Annotated in this window: 5 protein-coding genes; all 5 read right to left on the reverse strand. The window is 43.0% G+C overall.

The annotated features are described in order from the left end of the window. A partial coding sequence (locus GVN22_RS27015; RefSeq protein ID WP_166554114.1) for a transglycosylase SLT domain-containing protein occupies nucleotides 1-539 on the reverse strand: 539 nt, incomplete at its 3' end. A gap of 3 nt (nucleotides 540-542) precedes the next feature. Further along, complete coding sequence (locus GVN22_RS27020) at nucleotides 543-701, reverse strand: hypothetical protein (RefSeq protein ID WP_166554115.1); 159 nt, start codon at nucleotides 699-701, stop codon at nucleotides 543-545. Further along, entirely contained in the window at nucleotides 701-1165 is a 465-nt protein-coding gene (locus GVN22_RS27025) for a hypothetical protein (protein WP_095160514.1), read from the reverse strand. The genes GVN22_RS27020 and GVN22_RS27025 overlap by 1 nt, the downstream gene beginning before the upstream one ends. Further along, nucleotides 1165-1878, reverse strand: coding sequence for a hypothetical protein (locus GVN22_RS27030; RefSeq protein ID WP_166554116.1), 714 nt, complete (start codon nucleotides 1876-1878; stop codon nucleotides 1165-1167). Before GVN22_RS27030 ends, GVN22_RS27025 begins: the two co-directional genes overlap by 1 nt. Before the next feature lie 57 nt (nucleotides 1879-1935). After that, nucleotides 1936-2220, reverse strand: a 285-nt coding sequence (locus tag GVN22_RS27035) for a hypothetical protein (protein WP_166554117.1), incomplete at its 5' end; no start/stop codon positions are given.

Genomic DNA, 2220 nt, shown 5'->3' on the forward strand with positions numbered 1-2220 from the left:
AACGGAATTTTGTCTTTGTATTCAGGTAGTTTCTTGTGGAGTTTTACGGCATTTTGGACAGACTTTTTAAAGAAGAATTTTACATCTAATACTTCCAGTTTGCCGTCTCTGTCGCCATAAACTGTATCTAATACTTTGTTGTACTGGTAAGCTTTTTCACGCTCGTAGGCAATAACATAGCCATCACCTTTACCAAGGGCAGCGGGATGGAAAATAGCTAGATACACATCATAGGCTGAGTTCATCTTCCCGATATAGGGTTTGAGATAAGGATACACTAGGTGTTCTAATTGCCATTCTCCAAACTTACCCCTGACTTGCCCTAATGAATAGCCCAAACGCCTTAGCGTACTTGGCAAACATTGAATCAAGCCGAATGCTTCTGAGAGCTTATTTTCTGCTTGCGAGCTGTGCTTACTTTCCACCCAAATGACCATCATCAGCCATTCAGGCTTGATTTTGAGTCTTTGTGCTACGTCTCTAACTTTGGAGATATAGCCGTAAGGGTTTCGGTATGTGAGCCATTCAAAGGGTAGCATATATTAGTTGTTAATCCACTTTTTCAAAAAGATTGAGATAAGAATCAGGAGCGTACCAGCCCCTAGGGCAGTAGCTCCAAGTTTTAGGGCACTAGGCACATCAAATTGTACATTGATATTGGCTGTACCTAGATTGCCTAATAATCCGCTTTGGTTATTCATTAGTAGTTAAGTTTTAGGGCAATCATGCGCTGTTCCATTCGAGCTTGCTGGTCGCCATTCCAAGAGAAGAGGATCTTCTTCCAGCTTGTGACTCTTGTCCAGAGTGTTGCAGCATCCTTTTTGCCGTATTTGGCATTATAGGTCTGAACAAGGAGATGGAATTGGTCATTAGTCAATGAAAGAGCTTTGATGTAGGCATCTCTCAAATCATCGCTATTGCCAAACCATGAGTCAAAGTAGGCATGGAATTCTTCTACCAATGGGTTGGGATTCCAGTCTTTGGGAAGCCCTGAGCCTGAATTAGGAAGTGGGAGTTCCAGAAAGGTTTCCTCTTTGGGCGTTGTCAATCGCTTGTAGGCATAAAAGGCAGCCGCACCAAAGACCACGTACCAGAATACACTCGATGAGGTGAGTTTATTGACCACCTTGAGGAAAGTTCCCCATGCTAGGCTTAGTGCTTTCATTAATCACCTTGGAGTTTAAAGAGTTTACCAATGAGTTTAATTGCTAAAAAGCCTGCTACTGCACCGATTGCGCCTTTGATGATGACTTCCTTGACTGTCCAGCCTTCGCCTGTGTCCACTTGAGTTACTACAACGTCCTTGGTTTTTCCTGTGCTAGTATCTGTTTTAGTGACCGTCTTTTTGACAGGTTGTGAAGTGACAGGTTTGACCGTCGAACAGTATTGTTCAGCCACATAACCCACACCACCCGTTGCCAAATTGAACTTCAAAAAGCCATTGACACTTTTACCATCAGACTGACCAATCAAATTACCTTTATTGACGGCTGATTTAATTGCTGAGGTTAAAGATGCCCCTGTTCTGATTCTGACACTATCGCCAGTGCAATAGTAGTTCTTCGTTCCAGAAACCACCGTTGGTGTTGAAATAGTGGTAAGGTCAGACAAAGGAACTATGGCGTTGGTACGATATTTCAGCATATACAAAATAGGTTTGTACAACTGAACCAAGGCTAGTTTAGAGTCTTCATAGACATCTTGAATAATCCCCAATTGAAGCCCATTGTTCATCTTACCAATGACACCACCAAAGTCTATCTTGCTTGGATTATCTTCATCCCAATCGGCAGTATCATACAACTTTACGTAACCGTATTTAGGGGAGGTTGCCTTAACGGACATTCCTATACGGACATTTTTTATATCAATTGCCATTGTGTTTGAGTTAAGACCAGACAGCCTATCAATGACAGGCTGTCTAGCATGATTATCTTAGTCTTCGTCCTCGTTACTAAAAGACTTCCAAGCAAAGTAGCCAGCCAAAAGGGCTAATCCAGCCAACACGTAGTTGAGTGGCTTTTTATAGAATGGAGTGGCTGCCTCTGGAGAACCTTCGGTAGAAGCGCTCACGCTTGAACCACCCAAGACTTCCTTGATGACGTCAGTAGCGTCTTTTGCGACAAATGGCGTGTTGCCAATTGCGCCTTTACCATCCGCATACAAACCGATTTCTTTGTCTGAGGCTGTCGTATAAGCCATACCAGCCGATTGTGTTTC

The sequence above is a fragment of the Cellulophaga sp. BC115SP genome (genome assembly GCF_009905545.1).
In the GTDB taxonomy this organism is placed as follows: Bacteria; Bacteroidota; Bacteroidia; order Cytophagales; family Spirosomataceae; genus Flectobacillus; species Flectobacillus rivi.